The sequence below is a fragment of the Marinovum sp. genome (assembly GCF_034669705.1).
Classification (GTDB): Bacteria; Pseudomonadota; Alphaproteobacteria; order Rhodobacterales; family Rhodobacteraceae; genus Marinovum.
Window position 1 is genome coordinate 125,496 of record NZ_JAXMOR010000007.1, and the last position, 17,285, is coordinate 142,780.

A 17,285-nucleotide genomic window follows, 5' to 3' on the forward strand; every position below is an offset into this window, starting at 1 on the left:
AACTCCCCATGACATGCCGGGAGTGTGGCGGCTGGCATGGTCTGCGTCCAGTGTTTCAGCCCCCGGGCGTCATCCGGTAGAGCGCGCCCTGCCCGACGCTGAGAAACCAGATCGCACCGTCCGGGCCTTCGCGGATGTCGCGCACCCGCTCGGTGGCCGCTGATTTTATCTGCTCGCGTTCGCGCATCGGGGCGCCGTCGAGCCGGGCAATGTAGTCGAACTTCAGGGAACCGACAAAGAGATCGCCTTCCCACGCCGGCCAGAGCTTGCCGGAATAAAACATCATCCCCGAGGGCGCGATCGAGGGATCCCAGTAGTGCACCGGTTGCTCCATGCCGGGCTTTGCGGTGCCCTCGCCGATCTGCCCGCCGGAATAATGCCGCCCATAGGCGATCACCGGCCAGCCATAGTTGGCGCCCTTGCGGATGCGGTTGACCTCGTCGCCACCGCGCGCGCCATGTTCGTTGACCCAGAGGTTGCCCTGCAGGTCGAGCGCCGCGCCCTGCGGGTTGCGATGGCCGTAGGACCAGATCTCGGGCTGCGCGTTCGGTCCGAGATCGGGGTTGCCCGATGCCGGCGCGCCGTCGCGCGTGAGATGCAGGACCGAGCCGTTGTGGCGGCTGAGGTCTTGCGCCGCTGGCCGGTCACCGCGGTCGCCGATGGTCAGGAACAGCGTGCCGTCGCGCGCCTCGACCAGCCGCGAACCGAAATGCTGGCCGGCGCTGGTGGGCGCGGTCATGGAAAAGATCGTCTTCACCTCGGTGAGCTGCCGCCCGTCCTCGCTGAGCCGGCCACGCAGGATGGCAGTGCCGGCGCGATAGCCCTCGGGCTTGGCGTAGGAGATGAAGATCTCGCGCCGCTGGGCAAAGTCCCGCGGCACCAGCACGTCGAGCAACCCGCCCTGACCGACGGCGGCGATCGGTGGCAGGCCAGAGACCGTGCCATAAGCGCCGCCCCGGCCGACATGCAGCAGCTTGCCGTCGCGCTCGGTGATCAGAAGGCCGCCGCCGGGCAGGAAGCCCACCGACCAGGGCTCGTCGAGACCGCGCACCACGGCCGTGATCTCTACGGTCCCGGCCGAGGTGTCGAGCGGCTCTGAGCTTGCCGCGGTGCCGGCGAGCAGGAATGTCAGGACGAGGCGCAACATGGGAATCTCCTTTGATCTACCAGAAGGATAGTGCCTCAGGGCAGGCCGACCACGGGCATGAGAATTTTGTGAAGATCGCGCCGTGACCCGGCGGCAATCGGTCTTTTCTTTGTGCAAGACCGCGCATAGGCTGGCCGCCGGATAGTGTTATCCAATCAGGGAGACATCACGATGAAGAAGTTTTTGCTGGCCACAGTTTTGACCGGCCTGTCCGCAGTGACGGCACAGGCGGCAAGCCATTCCGAGGCCCTCAAGGTGGGCATCATCCTGGGCTTTACCGGCCCGCTCGAAACCCTCGCCCCCGACATCGCCGCCGGCGGTGAACTGGCGCTGGCCGAGGTCAACGAGGCCGGTGGCATCCTCGACGGCATGATGGCCGAAGTGGTGCGCGGCGACGGCACCTGCGCCGATGCGGCGGCGGCCACCGCGGCAGCCGAACGCCTTGTCACCTCAGACGGTGTGGCGGCGATCATGGGCGCGATGTGCTCTGGCGCCACCGGCGCAGTGCTGACCAATGTCTCGGTTCCCAACGGCGTGCTGCAGATCTCGCCCTCGGCCACCTCGCCGGGCCTGTCGTCGATCGAGGACAACGGGTTGTTCTTCCGCATGGCGCCCTCGGATGCGCGCCAGGGCGTGGTGATGGCCGAGATCATCAAAGGCCGCGGCATCGACGAGGTCGCCGTGACCTACACCAACAACGACTACGGCTCGGGCCTCGCGGCCTCGTTCCAGGAGGCATTCGAAGCCGCCGGCGGCTCGGTCACCCTTTCGGCCAGCCACGAGGACGGCAAGGCGGACTATTCCGCAGAAGTCGGCTCGCTGGCCTCGGCCGGCGGTGATGCGCTGGTGGTGATCGGTTATGTCGACCAGGGCGGCTCCGGCGTGATCCAGGCGGCGCTCGACACCGGCGCCTTCGAGACCTTCGTGCTGCCCGACGGCATGATCGGCAAGGCGCTCGAGGACAACTTCGGCGGCGATATCGATGGCTCCTTCGGCCAGAACCCCAGTGTCCAGAACGAACGCGGCGACGAGTTCCTCGCGATGGCGGAGGAAGCCGGTTTCGACGGCACCGCGGTCTATGCCAAGGAAGGCTATGATTCGATGGCGCTGATCCTGCTGTCGATGGCGGCGGCCGGTTCGACCAACGGCGCCGAGGCTGCGGCCAAGGTGATGGAACTGGCCAATGCGCCCGGCGAGAAGATCTATGCCGGCGAGCTGGCCAAGGCGATCGAGCTGATCGCGGCGGGCACCGACATCGATTACGTCGGCGCCTCCTCGGTCGAGCTGATCGAGCCGGGCGAAGCCTCGGGTGGCTACGTCGAAATGGAAATGAAGGACGGCAAGCTGGAAGAGATCGGCTACCGCTGATAAAAGCCTTGTTATCATGAGTTTGAAACAGCCCGGTCCGTCCGGGCTGTTTTGCCACAAGGGGGGCAGATGGCGTGATCCGGGTCGAGAACCTGCACAGACATTTCGGCGGCTTCCACGCCGTGGACGGCGCGACGCTGGAGATCGAGACAGGCTCGGTCACCGCGTTGGTGGGGCCGAATGGCGCGGGAAAAACCACGCTTTTCAACGTGATCGCCGGGGTTCTTCCACCAACCTCCGGCAAGGTGTTCATGGACGGCGAGGACATCACCGGCATGGCGCCACATGTGTTGTTTTCCAAGGGGTTGCTGCGCACCTTTCAGGTGGCACATGAATTCGGATCGATGTCCTGCCGCGAGAACCTGATGATGGTGCCCGGCGCACAGTCCGGCGAGCGGCTGTGGAACACCTGGTTTGGCCGCAAGCGCATCGCCGAGGAGGAGCGCGCCCTGCGCGCCCTGGCCGATGAGGTGCTGGAATTCCTGACCATCTCGCATCTGGCCGATCACCCGGCCGGCGCGATTTCCGGCGGTCAGAAGAAGCTTTTGGAGCTCGGCCGGACGATGATGGTCGATGCCCGGATCGTGTTTCTCGACGAAGTCGGCGCCGGGGTGAACCGGACGCTTCTGAACACCATCGCCGACGCCATCCTGCGGCTCAACAAGGAGCGCGGCTATACCTTCTGCGTGATCGAGCACGACATGGATTTCATCGCCCGGCTCTGCGATCCGGTGATCGTCATGGCCGAAGGCAAGAAGCTGGCACAGGGCACGATCGACGAGATCAAGGCCGATGAGCAGGTGATCGAAGCCTATCTCGGCACCGGTCTGAAGAACAAGGAAACGGCGTGATGGCGGCAGCGGTGCGCAAGCGAGGGGCCAGCCCATTGCGCTTCTCCCACATGCGAGGGGCCAGCCCCTCGCGCTTCTCCCACATACGAGGGGCCAGCCCCTCGCGCTCCCCGGAGTTTACTTGGCAAGATGAAGGAGCGGGGCGTGGGTGAGCCGTTTCTGATCGGTGAGAGCATGACCGGGGGCTATGGCAAGGGGCCGGATATCCTGCATGACTGCACCATCGCTGTCGAGAAGGGCGAGATCGCGGTGATCGTCGGGCCCAACGGCGCCGGCAAGTCGACGGCGATGAAGGCGGTCTTTGGCATGCTCGACGTGCGCTCCGGCGCGGTGCGGCTGGATGGCGACGAGATCACATCGCTCAGCCCGCAGGACCGGGTGGCGCGCGGCATGGGCTTTGTGCCGCAGACCAGCAATATCTTCGGCTCGATGACGGTCGCGGAAAACCTCGAGATGGGGGCCTTCATCCGGCGCGACGACATTCGCGGCACCATGGAACAGGTCTACGAGCTGTTCCCGATCCTGCGCGAGAAGCGCAACCAGCCGGCGGGCGAGCTCTCTGGCGGGCAGCGCCAGCAGGTGGCGGTGGGACGCGCGCTGATGACCCAGCCGCAGGTGCTGATGCTCGACGAGCCGACCGCCGGGGTCTCGCCCATCGTGATGGACGAGTTGTTCGACCGCATCATCGAGGTGGCGCGCACCGGGATTTCCATCCTGATGGTGGAGCAGAACGCCCGCCAGGCGCTGGAGATCGCCGACAAGGGCTATGTGCTGGTGCAGGGGCGCAATGCCCATACCGGCACCGGCAAGGACCTGCTGGCCGACCCAGAGGTCCGGCGCAGTTTTCTGGGGGGCTGAGATGAGACAGGTTCCATCGACACTGGCAATGGCCGCATTCGCAGTGATGCCTTCGGTCGCGGCCTCGGCGGCCCTGGAGCGGTTGTGCCGCTTCGAGCGGCAAATACTTGACGGGGTCAGCCGGGTCGTCGATCTGCCGGTGATCGTCGACAGCAGCGGAGGCCGGGGCGAGGTTCTGATCGGCACCGGGGCGCGATATCCGGCCAGCATCCAGACCAGCGCGGCCGGAGCGATGGTCCTCGTATTTAGCACGGGCGTCTCTCGCGAAACGATGACAATCGGGCCGGGCGGCGAAACGCTTTGGCAGATAAATTTCAACGACGGCAAGACAATGGCCTATGCGGGCAGTTGCGGCCCGAACCGCAAGAGGTAGCCGATGGACCTGTTGAACGCATTCGTGGCGCTCGCCAATTTCGTGCTGATCCCGGCGGTGGCCTATGGTGCGCAGCTGGCGCTCGGCGCGCTCGGGGTGACGTTGATCTATGGCATCCTGCGGTTTTCCAACTTTGCCCATGGCGACACAATGGCCTTTGGCGCCATGGTGACGATCCTGGTGACCTGGCTGCTGCAGGGCTGGGGTGTAAGCCTCGGGCCGCTGCCCACCGCCCTGCTCGCCCTGCCCTTCGGCATCCTTGGCTGCATGGCGCTGGTGCTGCTGACCGACCGCATGGTCTATCGCTTCTACCGGGCGCAGCGGGTCAAGCCGGTGATCCTGGTGATCGTCTCGATGGGGGTGATGTTCGTCTATAACGGCGTGGTGCGTTTCATCATCGGCGCCGATGACCAGCGCTTTGCCGATGGCGAACGCTTCATCATCTCGGTGCGCGATTTCAAGGAATTGACCGGTCTGGAAGAAGGCCTCGGCATCCGCACCACCCAAGGCCTGACGCTGGTAACGGCGGTGATCACCGTGGCGGCGCTGTTCTGGTTTCTCAACCGCACCCGCACCGGCAAGTCGATGCGGGCCTATTCCGACAACGAGGACCTAGCGCTTCTGTCCGGCATCAACCCCGAGCGGGTGGTGATGATCACCTGGCTCTTGGTGGCGGCATTGGCGACCATTGCCGGCACGCTCTACGGGCTCGACAAGACCTTCAAGCCCTTCACCTATTTCCAGCTGCTGCTGCCGGTCTTTGCCAGCGCCATCGTCGGCGGGCTGGGGTCTCCGATCGGCGCGATTGCCGGTGGCTTTGTCATCGCCTTCTCCGAGGTCGGGATCACCTATGCCTGGAAGAAGGTGGCGGAATACCTGATGCCCGAGGCCTGGCAGCCCGACAGCCTGCTGCAGTTGCTGGGCACCGATTACAAGTTCGCGGTGAGTTTCGTCATCCTGGTGATCGTGCTGCTGATCCGGCCCACCGGGCTCTTCAAGGGGAAATCGGTATGAGCCAACCCGTGAAAACCGCAGCGCTCTTTGCCTTCGTGGCGCTGCTGATCATCGGCACCGGGTTTGTCCAGAGCTGGAACTCGGCGCTGCTCATCCTCAACATGGGGCTGGTCTCGGCGCTGATGGCGCTGGGGGTGAACCTGCAATGGGGGTTTGCCGGGCTCTTCAACGTCGGTGTCATGGGCTTCGTGGCGCTGGGTGGGCTGGCCACGGTGGTGATCGCCATGCCGCCGGTGAAAGAGGCCTGGCAGGCCGGCGCCACCGGCGTGCTGGCGGCGCTGGCCGTGGGCGCGCTGACCCTGGCGCTGGCAGTCTGGGTGACGCGCCGGATGGCCAAGGGCTGGCTCAGGGCGCTGGTCACGCTGGCGGTGCTGGTGGCGGGCTTCGTGGCCTATCGCGCGCTGTTTGATCCGGGGGTGGACGCGATCGAGAGCATCAACCCGGCGCTGACCGGCTATCTCGGCGGGCTCGGCCTGCCGATCGTGCTGGCCTGGCCGGTGGGCGGGCTTCTGGCGGCCGGAGCGGCCTGGGTGATCGGCAAGACGGCGCTGGGGCTGCGCTCGGATTACCTGGCCATCGCGACGCTGGGCATCGCCGAAATCATCATCGCGGTGCTCAAGAACGAGGACTGGCTGGCGCGCGGCGTCAAGAACGTGATCGGCCTGCCGCGGCCGATGCCGAACGAGATCGACCTGCAGAACGATCCGGCCTTCGTCGAGCGCGCGGCGGGGCTTGGGATCGATGCCACCACTGCCTCGACGCTTTACGTCAAGCTCGGCTACGGGCTGATGTTTGCCGCGGTCCTGATTTTGGTGCTGGTGCTGGCGCAACTGGCGCTGAATTCGCCCTGGGGCCGGATGATGCGCGCCATTCGCGACAACGAGGTGGCGGCGCGCGCGATGGGCAAGGACGTGACCGCGCGGCATCTGCAGGTCTTCGTGCTGGGCTCGGCAATCTGCGGCGTGGCCGGCGCGATGATGACCACCCTGGACGGCCAGTTGACGCCGGCCTCCTACCAGCCGCTGCGCTACACCTTCCTGATCTGGGTGATGGTGATCGTCGGCGGCTCGGGCAACAATTTCGGGGCGGTGCTGGGCGGTTTCCTGATCTGGTTCCTCTGGGTGCAGGTCGAGCCGATCGGCGCGGCGGTGATCGATCTGGTGACCTCGGGGATGGCGGACGGCTCCTGGCTCAAGGCGCATCTGCGCGACTCGGTGCAGCACATGCGGCTGCTGACCATGGGGGTGATCCTGCTTCTGGTCCTGCGGTTCGCGCCGCGGGGGTTGTTGCCGGAGCGGTGATTACACATGCTTCCGTGTGAACTTGATCGCGTTTTTGAGACTTTGAAGGTCACCGCCGTGGCCTTCAGAGTGGATTACGCGGTGACAAGTCGGGCAAAGCACGAGAAAGTCGTCCGGCACTTTGTAGCGACGACTTTCTCCCTCAGACAACGAACGCAAAGGCGCTATATGATGAACATCCAGCGGCACTTTAAGGATTGGACCATTGTACGCATAATCAACAAAAGGGTCTAAATCGCACCCTTCGCAGACCGGAGTTCGGCGTTCGAGAACGGCTTTGCGAACTTTAGGGGAGCGTTCAATCCGACGTGACAACAGGTACCGTCTTGTCTCTTTGATATCAGCAATACCGGACTCTTCAAGCATCGTATCGGTCGGCGTGGTGCCACCTCGGTTAATTAAAGCCTCATACGCATAAAGCATTTTTTCTAGGTCTTTAGATAGTAATTCGTCTGTTAGTTCGTCTGCTTTATACGTGCGGCCAAAGGCGTGGCCTGCGACGTATCCCAACGGCAGGTTGTCATTCGACCCCAAATCTATTGGGCGATCAGAGAAATCCCCTACGTAATCAGAAACCCGGTCGAAAATATCGCGCGCACGTCGCCTTAATACCTCTCGGCCACGGCTGATACCAAATTCTTGGTACACTGCAGTGGTGCCTTGGTTCATTGAAATAGTGATTTCTTCCGTCTGCGGATTAATGAGGTAAACGACGTAGAACCCTCGGGTTGCAGACTCGGTGATAAGAGGGTCATAAAAAGCCAGCCAAGGGACGGCTGCCCAGTTTCCCGCGCCGACGCTCGCCTTAACTGTAAGATCGAATGGCGAGAAAATAAGTGCTTTCTTTGCTTCTTTTGCAAGATCATGGCGTACAAATGCACCGAAAGCGCTGCCAGCAAACGGCTTTCCGCGTTCATAAACGTAGCTCTTCGCTAAACGAACTAACTTCTCTGACAACATTTTACCGCCCTTTGAACAACCCGCCAAGAATGCCGCGAACGATGCGGCGGCCGGTGGTGCCCTTGAGCTCCTTGATCACTGCCTGGGTCATTGCCTCGCCGATCCCGCCACCACGCGACACCCGTCGCGAAGTCGAGCGGGTCACCCGCGTCCCCGAATAGCGCCGCCCCGCGCGGTACTCGCGCTCGGCCACCTCCGCCTCTTCCTCCTGCCGCTCCGCCTCCTCGGCCGCCTGCGCCGCCGCCTCGGCCCGTTTGGCGAGGATCTCATAGGCCGAATGCCGGTCCTGCAAAGTCTCGTACTTCCCGGCCAGCGGCGATCCGGCGATCAGTTGCGCCCGCGTGCCGGCATCGATCGGGCCCAGTTGCGACGACGGCGGCCGGATCAGCGTCCGCTCGGCCATCCCCGGCACGCCCTTCTTCTCCAGCAGAGAGGTCACCGCCTCGCCGACGCCGACCTCGCGGATCGCCGCTTCGATGTCGAAGCGCGGGTTGTCGCGATAGGTCTCGGCCGCCAGCCGCAGCGCCTTGCGGTCGCGGGCGGTAAAGGCGCGCAGGGCGTGCTGGATGCGGTTGCCGAGCTGGCCGAGAATGTCCTCCGGCACGTCGTCGGGGTTCTGGGTGATGAAGAACACGCCCACCCCCTTGGAGCGGATCAGCCGCGCCACCTGCTCGACCTTGTCGACCAGCGCCGGCGGCGCACCGTCGAACAGCAGATGCGCCTCGTCGAAGAAGAACACCAGCCGCGGCTTCTCGGGGTCGCCGACCTCGGGCAGCTCTTCGAAAAGCTCTGACAGGAGCCAGAGCAGGAAGGTCGCATAAAGCCGCGGCGCGGCCATCAGCCTGTCGGCGGCGAGGATGTTGATCCGCCCCCGGCCGTCGCTGTCGCAGGTCATCAGGTCGCCGAGCGCCAGCGCCGGCTCGCCGAACAGCCGCGCACCGCCCTGGTTCTCGAGCACCAGAAGCCGGCGCTGGATCGCGCCGATCGAGGCGGTGGAGACATTGCCGTAGCGCAGCGACAGGTCCTTGCGATTCTCGCCGACCCAGACCAGCAGCGCCTGCAGGTCCTTGAGGTCGAGCAGCGGCAGGCCCTGCTCGTCGGCCAGGCGAAAGGCGATGTTGAGGATACCCTCCTGTGCCTCCGACAGCTCGAGCAGGCGCGCCAGCAGCAGTGGGCCCATCTCAGACACGGTGGTGCGCACCGGGTGGCCCTGATCGCCGAAGAGGTCCCAGAAGGTGACCGGGAAGTTTTCATAGCGGTAGTCGTCAAAGCCGATCTTTGCCGCCCGTTCGGTGAAGGCCTGATGCAGCTTGAAATCGTCGCGCCCGGCCACCGCCAGCCCCGAGAGGTCGCCTTTCACGTCCGACAGGAACACCGGCACCCCGGCGGCGGAAAACCCCTCGGCGAGGATCTGCAGCGTCACCGTCTTGCCGGTGCCGGTGGCGCCGGCGATCAGCCCGTGGCGGTTGGCATAGCCCAGCTTGAGCTCCTGTGGCGCACCGTACTCCGGCCCGCCGCCGCCAATGAAGATCTCCGACATACGCTGCATTCTCCTGACAAAATTCCGCCCGGGGTGCGAAAAAACGCCCGGGCAACCTTAACTTAACCTCTCCGTGTCAGTCTCGGCAATGTCCGGCATGCGGCTCAGGCCAAGTGCCGGATTGACTTCCTCCCTGTCAGACTGGCCGTGCCTGCGAAGGTACGGCCTTTTTTTCAGGCCCCGCGACGGCAGGAAACCAAACCGCTTGGAGAGAGGCTGCGAAAAAAGTGAAAACTTGCCTGTTGACCGATGGCAAAATACTTCGTAGCGTCCCGGCAATGACTAAGTCGGCCAGTCCGACGGGGAGCAAAAAATTGGGAAAGAGGCCGGTTCAACGGCCTCTTTTCTTTTTGGAGCAAAGGCTTGCAGCCGGTGCGTTGACATCTGTTCACGGATATATGCACCATTGCGGCCAAGCGCGTGGCCAAGACCGCCTGACAGGCGGGCGCGGCCATGCTAAGCGCTGCACCCAGGATTAAGCTGACCCATCCAACCGACGACATCTCAACCAGAGGGGGGCAAGATGCCCAGAATTCTTTCCTTCGTGCCTTTGATCGCGCTGCTGGCGCTCGCCGCGCCGGTCACGGCGCAGGACGCCGCAGAAGACGATGCAGCACCCGCCGCAAGTGAAGAGACCGCAACCGAAACCGAAACCGAGACCCCGGCCGAGGACATGGCTGACGAGGCCGATGAGACCGAGGCGCCTGCCGCGGAGCCTGCCGATGGGGTTGTGGCAGAGGCCGCTGATGGCGAGCCGGTGCTGGGCCAGACCTACATCAAGGAGCCGGTGGGCGACTGGGAGCTGCGCTGCATCCGCACCGAGACGCCGGGAGACGACCCCTGCCAGCTCTACCAGCTGCTCAAGGAAGGCGATGGAAACCCGCTGGCCGAGATCTCGCTGTTCCGGCTGCCCGAGGAGTCCAAGCTGCCGGCCGGCGCGACGATCATCGTGCCGCTCGAGACCCTGCTCACCGGCCAGCTCGGCATTTCGGTCGATGGCAGCCAGCCCAAGAGCTATCCGTTCTCCTTTTGCAACCGTCAGGGCTGCTATGCGCGGATCGGCCTGACCGCCGAGGACATCGCGTCGTTCAAACGCGGTGCCGAGGCCAAGGTGATGATCCGCCCCTTCGCCGCCCCCGACCAGGTGGTGACCTCGACCATGTCGCTGGCCGGCTTTACCGCCGGCTATGACAAGGCCAGCGTGATCAACCAGTAAACCACGACCGGTTCCCAAACGGTGAACGCCGCCCCGAGGGGCGGCGTTTGTCGTTTCGGACAAGGTTCAGAGACGGCCCAGACCGTCGAGCACGGCGCGGGCGGCGCGGATGCCGGGCGGCTCCTGCCCCTGCCCCAGCCGCGCCATGGTCAGCGCCATGGCCTCCTGCTGGCTCTGCGGCGCTTCGGCCAGCGCCAGCACCGCCGCGGCGATGTCGGAGGGCACGCAGGCAGCGCCCACGAACTCCGGAACCGCCCGGGTCTCTGACACCAGATTGACCAGTGTCACTGTGTCGATCCGCAGCATCCGGCCGATGATCTGCCGCGACAGCCAGTTCATGTCATAGGCGATCACCATCGGCGTGCCCGCCGCCGCCAGCTCCAGCGACACCGTCCCCGAAGCCGCCAGCGCCAGATCGCCGGCGCGGAAGGCGGCGCGCTTTTCGGCCTGCGCATCCGGGGCCTTGCCGTCGAGGACCAGCGGCGCGCCGGGCCAGCCCGCGACCGCTGCCTGCACCATGTCCACCACCGGGCCGGCGGCGGGCACCACGATGCGCATCTCGGGCCTTCGGGCGCAGACCTCGGCCAGCACCGCGCCAAAGACCGGCCCCATGCGCGTCACCTCGCTGCGCCGCGAGCCCGGCAGCACCAAGAGCAGCGGCGCCGCGCCCAGCCCGTGACGGTCGCGGAACGCCTCTGCCTCAGTGGCGCTGGCCAGCGGATCGGTCACCACCGGGTGGCCGACGAAATCGCAGCGCATGCCGGCGGCCTCCATGTAGGGCGGCTCGAAGGGCAGCAGCGCCAGCACCTGATCGATGTGTTTCGCCATCTTGGCCGCACGCCCCGGCCGCCAGGCCCAGACCGTGGGCGCGACGTAATGCACCGTGCGGATGGTGCTGCGCGCCTTGACGATCTTGGCCACCCGCAGGCAGAACTCCGGCAAGTCGATGGTGATCAGCACATCAGGCTGCGCCGCGATCGCCGCCTCGGCGGCCTCGTTCACCCGGCGTTTCAGCGCCGGGTATTGCGACAGGATCTCGGTCAGCCCCATGATGCTGATATCGTCCATCGGAAAGAGGCTGGAGAGCCCCGCCTCCTCCATCCGCGGCCCGCCGACACCGATGAATTCGACCTCGGTGTCAGGCATCAGGCTGCGAAACCCCGCCATCAGCGCCGCGCCGAGCTTGTCGCCCGAGGGCTCGCCGGCGATGAGGAAGACCCGCATCAGCCGGCCTCGGCCAGCAGGAACAGCCCGGCCTCTTCCGCCGCGGAAATCAGCGCTTGGCGTTCGATCAGCACCACCTGACCGGCCGCGATGGCAATGCCCTTAAGGCCCGCCCGCGCCGCGCCGCGCACGGTCTCGGGGCCGATGGCGGGCATGTCGACGCGCAGGTCCTGACCCAGCTTGGGGCGTTTGACCAGCACGCCGCCGGTGCCGCGCAGGGTGTCAGAGGCCCCGGCGACAAAGCGCAGCATGGCGTCGGTGCCCTGTTGGGTCTCGATCCCGAGCGCGATGCCGGTGTCGACCACCGCTGCCTGGCCGACGTCGAGCGGCGAGAGCGCGGCGAGGATGGCGCGGGCCCGGGCGATGTCGGCCTGCGCCGCCTCGTCCGGCGCGCTGCCGGCCAGCAGGCCGGGTGTGGCGGTCAGCTCGGGCAGCAGCTCATGCGCCCCCACCACCGCGAAACCGGCCTCTTCGAAGACCGAGATCACCAGCCGCACCAGCGCGTCGTCGCCGCCCTGCAGCGCCGAGAGCAGCCGCGGCGCCAGCGCCTGCATGAAGGGATCGAAACGGCCGGGATCGAGCGGCGGACGGCCGACACCGCCGGCCAGCACCAGACGCGCGACGCCCCGCGCCTTGAGGTCGGCAAGCAATGCGCCGAAGGCCTCGAACCGGTGATGGGCATCGACCCGCGGCACCGGGGTCTCGACGCCCTCGAAGGTGACGCAGGTCGCCTGCGGGTAGGCCTCGGCCAGCGCGCTGGGCATCGCGCCGCGCCCGGCCAGAATCGCCAGAGAGCCGGTCATGCGGCCTCAAGCCCCGGGGGTCAGGTAGTGACGGTCGCTGTCGCCGAGGATGAAATCGACGATCTCGCGCACGTAGTCGCTCTGGGTTTCGGCACCCAGCCGGCGGGCGCGTTCGACAAAGGCGCCCTCGCCCTGCGCCAGCATCTGAAACGCGGCGCGCAGCGCGGTGATGTCGCTGCGGGCCACGCCGCGGCGCTTGAGACCGACGAGGTTGAGCCCGTCGAGCTTGCCGCGCGGCGCCTGTACCAGCCCATGCGGGATCACGTCGTTGGTCACCATGGTCACCGCGCCGATGATTGCGCCATGGCCGATACGCACGAACTGGTGCACGCCCGACAGCCCGCCGATGATCACTTCGTCCTCGATGATGCAATGGCCGGCCAGCGCGGCGGAATTGACCACGATCACCTTGTTGCCGACCTGCACGTCATGGGCGACGTGACAGCCGGCCATGAACAGACCGTCATCGCCCACCCGGGTCACCCCGCCACCACCGGCGGTGCCGGTGTTCATCGTCACATGCTCGCGGATCCGGTTGCGTTTGCCGATCACCAGACGGGTCTCTTCGCCGGCGAACTTCAAGTCCTGCGGGATCTCGCCGATCACCGCGAAGGGAAAGATCACCGTCTCCTCGCCGATCTCGGTCTGGCCGGTCACCACCACGTGGCTTTTCAGCTCGACCCGCGGGCCCAGCACCACCTTGGGGCCGACATGGCAGAACGGGCCGATGCGACAGCCGATGCCGATCTCGGCGCCATCCTCGATCACGGCGCTGGGATGGATGAAGCTCTCGGTCATCAGATGTCCATCATCGCGGTGAACTCGCATTCCGCGGCCATCTCGCCCTCGACGGTGGCCACGCCCGAGAACTTCCAGACCTTGCCGCCGGGCTTGCCGCGGGTGGTCTTGACGTTCATCTCGAGCACGTCGCCGGGGATCACCTTGCGGCGGAACTTGCACTTGTCGATCGCCATGAAATAGATCAGCAGGTCCTTGTCGGCCAGATCCATCGCCACGCCGATCATCACGCCAGAGGTCTGCGCCATCGCCTCGACGATGGTGACGCCGGGCATGATCGGGGTGCCGGGGAAATGGCCCTGAAAATGCGGCTCGTTCATGGAAACGTTCTTGATGCCCTTGGCCGAGGTGTAGCCGTCGATATCGACCACCTTGTCGACCAGCAGGAACGGATAGCGGTGCGGCAGAATACGCTGAATCAGCTGGATATCCGCGGTTTTCAGTGTCTCGGTCATTGGTCTTGTCCTTGTTCCGTCCCGTGCGGTGCCCGAGGGCGCGCGGCTCCTGTCTTGTCCCTAGCAACCGGCGCGCGTCGCGGCAAGCGTTCCGGGGCGATCACTCGGCCGCGTCGGGGTCTTCGACCAGCGCGCCACCGGCCACCGGAGCGGCACCCTCGGGGTCGGTCTCGGGTGCTGTCTCAGGTGCGGCCTCGGCGGGTTGCGCTTCTTCGGCGGGCTGGCGCCCGGCATAGGCGGCGTCGAGCCGCCGAGCGGTGATCTCGCTGACGTCGATGGCGTCGTTGAACACCAGCACGTTGCGCTTTTCCACCACCAGCACCGCGCCGGCGTCGAGCATCAGCTGGCCGAGGATCGGAAAGGCGGTCTGGCGGAACTCGAACCGCGCGCTGGCCTGATCGCGGCTCAGCGCCTCGGCGCGGGCGTCCTGTGCGGCGCGCATTGCCTGCACCTTGGCGTCGAAGGCATCGGCCAGCTTGCGGAACTCGATGGCCGACAGGCCGGCACGCCGCTCGGTCAGTTCCTTTTCCTCGGCCGCCATCTCGATATCGATGCGGGCGATCTCGTCGGCCAGCTCACGGCTGCGGCTGTCAAGCTCCTGCAAGATCTCCTGGCCGCGCTCTGACAGGCGAAAGACCTCGTCGAAATCGACCACCAGCACCGGGCTGCGCGGCGCCTCCTGCGCCGCCAGCATGGCAGGCAGCGCCAGCAGAAGGGCCAGCGCCCCGCGCGTCAGCAGCCAGACAAGCGGATCAGAAATCCGTCGCAAGCGTGAATTCGAAGAAGCGGTCTTCGTCATACTCTTCTTTCTTCAACGTCTTGGTGAAGTTGAAGCGCAGCGGCCCGATCGCCGTGGTCCAGAACAGCGAGGCGCCGATCACGTGACGCGCCGCCGGTTCGTCGTGCACCACGGAGTTGCCGGCGGTGGTGGTCGACGTGTTGTCGAGACCCCAGAGCGAGCCCACGTCATAGAAGACGCCGCCGCTCAGACCGTATTCCTCGGGCAGGCCCAGCGGGAACTCGGCCTCGAGCCGCGCCACTGCGTAGTAGTTGCCGCCGAGCGCGTCATTGACATCGCCGGCGCCGATCTCGCGCGGGCCGATGCCGCCGGGCTCGAAGCCGCGCATCCGCGAAGAGCCGAGGCTGAAGCGGTCGATCACCCGGCTGTCGTTGTTGCCGGTCCAGAGCGCGCCGCCCTCGAACACCGCCCGCAGGGTCACGTCCTCGTTGCGCACCTTCTTCTGGCCGATCGCCCGCGCCACCGTGGATACCGAGGTGACATCGCCGCCCAACCCGTTGAAATCCTGGCTGAACTGCAGCCGAACGCCGGCGGTCGGATCGAGTCCGGTGTCGATCGTGTCGAAGGTGTAGGTATAGCCCAGCCCGCTCGAGAACAGCGCCCCCTGCTCCACTTCGGAGGTGAGGATATCGCCGAGGTCGGTGCCGGCGTTCAACATCTCGGAATAGCGCGCGGTATAGCGGGTCTGGAAGGTGCTGTATTCCGCCACCGGGAAGGTCAGGCTGGTGCTGAACTGGCCGATCGCGGTGTCATAGCTGTCGTCGTACTGGTTGTCGGTCTCGGAATAGCGCAGCCCGATGCCAAAGCGCAGGTCGCGGTTGAGAAACGCCGGCTCGGCGAAGTTGAAGCCATAGCTGGTGGTGCCCGACGCGGTCGAGACCTCGACCCCGAGCGCCTGGCCGCGGCCGAGGAAGTTGCGCTCGTTGAACGACAGGTTGACGCCAAAGCCGCCATCGGTGGAATAGGTGCCGCCGAAACCGATCGAGCCGGTGGGTGCCTCCTCGACATCGACGTCGATCACCACCTGCTGCGGGGTCGAGCCTTCGCGGGCGTTGACATCGGCATTGCCGAAGAACCCCAGCGCGCGAATGCGGTCGGCGCTCTCGCGGATCTCGCGCGGGTTGAACGGGTCGCCCTCGACCACCTTGAACTGCCGCCGCACGACGCGGTCGAGCGTGGTGGTGTTGCCCTCGATGTCGATCCGCTCGATGAAGATCCGCGGCCCGCGCGACAGCACGAAATCGACGTCAAGCTCGAGCGTGCGGTCGTTGCGGGTGATCCGCGGGTCGACGCGGATGAAGTTCAGCCCCATGCGGTTGGCCAGCCGCTCCATGCGGGCGATCTCGTTCTCGACCAGTGCCGGCGAATAGACCACGCCGGGGCGGACCCGCAGGATCTCGTTGAAGGCGGCGGGGTCGACATCGGGCAGATCGGAGGAGGCACTCACCTGGCCAAAGGTGAACTGCTGGCCTTCCTGCACGTTGAAGGTGACGAAATAGCCGTCACGCTCCTCGGCGATCTCGGCATTGACCGCGTTGACACGGAAATCGACATAGCCGCGCGACTGGTAGAAATCGGTCAGCACCTGCTTGTCAAACTCGATCCGGTCCTCGACGAAACTGTCGCGGCGGATGATGGCGCGGAACAGGCCGGCCTGCTTTGTGCCCAGCACCCGGCGCAGCCGACGGTCTGAATAGACATCGTTGCCGACGATCGAAATCCGCTCGACCTCGACCACCCCGCCCTCGAGGATCTCGAACGCCAGATCGACGCGGTTGTCGGAGCGACGGATCAGCTTGGGGGTCACCCGCGCCGCGACACGGCCCTGCTCGGCATAAGCCTGGACGATGGTCTGGGCGTCACGCTCGGCGGTGGCGGCATTGAACACCCGGCGCGATTCCGAAGTCACCAGGTTGGCCAGGTCGTCGTCGTTGATCCGGCGGTTGCCTTCAAAGACCACGCGGTTGATCGTCGGGTATTCCGCAACCCGGATCACCAGCTTGTTGCCCACCGGCACGATCTCGACTGTCTCGAACAGACCGGAGGCCAGGATACGCTGATAGGCGTCGTTCAACTCGGCCGCGGAGACCGTCTGGCCACGGGCGATGCCGGCATAGCTCAGGATCGTCGCCGGCTCGATCCGCCCGGCGCCCTCGATCGAGACCTCGGTAAAGGTGTAATTCTGCGCCACTGCCGGCTGCGGCATCAGCATCGTCCCGCCGGCCAGTACCGCCGCGCCGGCGAAGAGGACAGATTTGACCGTTTTCGCTACCGCGCGTTCGTTGGCGCGCGTTCCCACTCGAGTTTTCATGAGCCAATCCGTTAACTTCCCACGTCTTGGTGAGTATCGGGATCATGCCGGGTTGTCAAAAGCAAGCGGCCCCGCCGCAGCAGGAAATCACGCTGTGTTGCCACAAAATATGGATGGGATCAGAGAAAAGTCGCCAGATATCCGCTCAGCACCAAGGCACCCGCCATCGTGCCGACAAACAGAATCCGGTCGGTGTTGAGGTGCGCGATCAGGCGCAATCCGCGGTATCCATGGGTCAATGTCTGCATTTTCTCGCTCTTTCTCGGG

At 65.4% G+C, this 17,285-nt stretch carries 17 protein-coding genes; 7 read left to right on the plus strand and 10 right to left on the minus strand.

Annotation, left to right across the window (positions count from 1 at the left end; translation table 11 throughout):
* Positions 1-55: 55 nt before the first annotated feature.
* On the minus strand, positions 56-1,147 hold the full coding sequence (locus tag VOI27_RS07325; protein WP_323764661.1) for a PQQ-dependent sugar dehydrogenase: 1,092 nt from the start codon (positions 1,145-1,147) through the stop codon (positions 56-58).
* A gap of 171 nt (positions 1,148-1,318) precedes the next feature.
* Between VOI27_RS07325 and VOI27_RS07330 the strand changes: the two genes are divergently transcribed.
* The 6 genes from VOI27_RS07330 (at position 1,319) to VOI27_RS07355 (ending at position 6,912) form a co-directional block, all read left to right on the plus strand.
* Complete coding sequence (locus tag VOI27_RS07330; protein ID WP_323764662.1) at positions 1,319-2,515, plus strand: ABC transporter substrate-binding protein; 1,197 nt, start codon at positions 1,319-1,321, stop codon at positions 2,513-2,515.
* Between the two features lie 74 nt (positions 2,516-2,589).
* Positions 2,590-3,366, plus strand: coding sequence for an ABC transporter ATP-binding protein (locus VOI27_RS07335; protein WP_323764663.1), 777 nt, complete (start codon positions 2,590-2,592; stop codon positions 3,364-3,366).
* 144 nt (positions 3,367-3,510) lie between these two features.
* Positions 3,511-4,224, plus strand: coding sequence for an ABC transporter ATP-binding protein (locus tag VOI27_RS07340; protein WP_323764664.1), 714 nt, complete (start codon positions 3,511-3,513; stop codon positions 4,222-4,224).
* A gap of 1 nt (position 4,225) precedes the next feature.
* The gene (locus tag VOI27_RS07345; RefSeq protein WP_323764665.1) at positions 4,226-4,597 is read left to right on the plus strand and encodes a hypothetical protein; all 372 of its coding nucleotides are present in this window, start codon (positions 4,226-4,228) and stop codon (positions 4,595-4,597) included.
* 3 nt (positions 4,598-4,600) lie between these two features.
* Positions 4,601-5,611, plus strand: a complete 1,011-nt coding sequence (locus VOI27_RS07350; protein ID WP_323764666.1) for a branched-chain amino acid ABC transporter permease — start codon at positions 4,601-4,603, stop codon at positions 5,609-5,611.
* Positions 5,608-6,912 carry a branched-chain amino acid ABC transporter permease gene (locus tag VOI27_RS07355; RefSeq protein ID WP_323764667.1) on the plus strand — a complete coding sequence of 435 codons (1,305 nt, stop codon included), beginning with the start codon at positions 5,608-5,610 and terminating at the stop codon, positions 6,910-6,912. The genes VOI27_RS07350 and VOI27_RS07355 overlap by 4 nt, the downstream gene beginning before the upstream one ends.
* Here VOI27_RS07355 and VOI27_RS07360 read toward each other — a convergent pair whose 3' ends face one another.
* Positions 6,913-7,872, minus strand: a complete 960-nt coding sequence (locus tag VOI27_RS07360) for an MrcB family domain-containing protein (protein WP_323764668.1) — start codon at positions 7,870-7,872, stop codon at positions 6,913-6,915. It lies immediately after the preceding gene.
* Between the two features lies 1 nt (position 7,873).
* Entirely contained in the window at positions 7,874-9,412 is a 1,539-nt protein-coding gene (locus tag VOI27_RS07365) for a helicase HerA-like domain-containing protein (RefSeq protein ID WP_323764669.1), read from the minus strand.
* Between the two features lie 523 nt (positions 9,413-9,935).
* Between VOI27_RS07365 and VOI27_RS07370 the strand changes: the two genes are divergently transcribed.
* Positions 9,936-10,628 carry an invasion associated locus B family protein gene (locus tag VOI27_RS07370; protein WP_323764670.1) on the plus strand — a complete coding sequence of 231 codons (693 nt, stop codon included), beginning with the start codon at positions 9,936-9,938 and terminating at the stop codon, positions 10,626-10,628.
* Between the two features lie 66 nt (positions 10,629-10,694).
* Here VOI27_RS07370 and lpxB read toward each other — a convergent pair whose 3' ends face one another.
* The 7 genes from lpxB to VOI27_RS07405 all read right to left on the minus strand — a co-directional run bounded on the left by lpxB (position 10,695) and on the right by VOI27_RS07405 (position 17,266).
* Positions 10,695-11,852: a lipid-A-disaccharide synthase gene (gene lpxB / locus VOI27_RS07375; protein ID WP_323764671.1), complete on the minus strand. Its 1,158-nt coding sequence runs from the start codon at positions 11,850-11,852 to the stop codon at positions 10,695-10,697.
* Entirely contained in the window at positions 11,852-12,655 is an 804-nt protein-coding gene (locus tag VOI27_RS07380) for an LpxI family protein (RefSeq protein ID WP_323764672.1), read from the minus strand. Before VOI27_RS07380 ends, lpxB begins: the two co-directional genes overlap by 1 nt.
* A 6-nt stretch (positions 12,656-12,661) precedes the next feature.
* A complete protein-coding gene (gene lpxA, locus VOI27_RS07385) occupies positions 12,662-13,453 on the minus strand; it encodes an acyl-ACP--UDP-N-acetylglucosamine O-acyltransferase (protein ID WP_323764673.1) in 792 nt (263 codons plus the stop codon).
* Positions 13,453-13,908 carry a 3-hydroxyacyl-ACP dehydratase FabZ gene (gene fabZ / locus VOI27_RS07390; protein ID WP_323764674.1) on the minus strand — a complete coding sequence of 152 codons (456 nt, stop codon included), beginning with the start codon at positions 13,906-13,908 and terminating at the stop codon, positions 13,453-13,455. The genes lpxA and fabZ overlap by 1 nt, the downstream gene beginning before the upstream one ends.
* A gap of 100 nt (positions 13,909-14,008) precedes the next feature.
* The gene (locus VOI27_RS07395) at positions 14,009-14,677 is read right to left on the minus strand and encodes an OmpH family outer membrane protein (RefSeq protein ID WP_323764675.1); all 669 of its coding nucleotides are present in this window, start codon (positions 14,675-14,677) and stop codon (positions 14,009-14,011) included.
* The gene (bamA, locus tag VOI27_RS07400; protein WP_323764676.1) at positions 14,661-17,018 is read right to left on the minus strand and encodes an outer membrane protein assembly factor BamA; all 2,358 of its coding nucleotides are present in this window, start codon (positions 17,016-17,018) and stop codon (positions 14,661-14,663) included. The genes VOI27_RS07395 and bamA overlap by 17 nt, the downstream gene beginning before the upstream one ends.
* 119 nt (positions 17,019-17,137) lie before the next feature.
* The gene (locus VOI27_RS07405) at positions 17,138-17,266 is read right to left on the minus strand and encodes a hypothetical protein (protein WP_323764677.1); all 129 of its coding nucleotides are present in this window, start codon (positions 17,264-17,266) and stop codon (positions 17,138-17,140) included.
* Between the last annotated feature and the right edge of the window lie 19 nt (positions 17,267-17,285).